This is a genomic window from Caballeronia choica, assembly GCF_001544535.1.
Lineage (GTDB): Bacteria > Pseudomonadota > Gammaproteobacteria > Burkholderiales > Burkholderiaceae > Caballeronia > Caballeronia choica.
The window spans coordinates 1-595 of sequence record NZ_FCON02000603.1; the positions used below are offsets into that span (position 1 = coordinate 1).

The 595-nt window shown below is 63.0% G+C and carries 1 protein-coding gene; it reads left to right on the plus strand.

The genetic code is table 11. From position 1 onward, the window contains the following. Positions 1-111: 111 nt before the first annotated feature. On the plus strand, positions 112-595 hold a 484-nt coding region (locus AWB68_RS45950; protein ID WP_235028904.1), incomplete at its 3' end, for a transposase domain-containing protein.

Here is a 595-nt window from a genome sequence, read left to right on the forward strand (position 1 = left end):
TGTGTTAACTTTTAAGCCACTGCAACAACAAGAAGAGCTTGAAGGATGGCAAGAACGGAAGCAACGCTGCCCGGCGGGGCGCGACTCGCGGACTATCTAGCGGTGGGATATTTGGCGCTGAACTGCTCGCTGGGACAGGTCAAGGAGGCGCTCGCGAAGTGCGGCGTTCAGACGCGTCTACGCCGCGACATGCCGCGCGAAGTGCTGGTGTATTTCGTGATGGCGATGTGCCTGTATCCGCGCGTGGCCTATGAGGAAGTATTTCGGCTGGTGATCGAGGGGCTGCGGCGCATCTACGGCGACCAGGTACGCGAGGCGCAGGTCAGCAAGGCGGCGATCTCGCAGGGGCGGGCACGGCTGGGCTGGCAGGTGATGCGCGAGCTATTCGCCCGGCAGGCAGCGCAACGCCCACGGACCGCAGGCGGCGACTATGCGGGCTATCGGGTCATGAGCATAGATGGCTCGACGCTGGATGTGCCTGATGAGAAAGTCAATGCGGAGGCGTTCGGTTATGCGCAGGGCGGCCGCGGTGAGGCAGCCTATCCGCAGATCCGCTTTGTGGCGTTGGCCGAATGTGCGACGCACGCGCTATGTC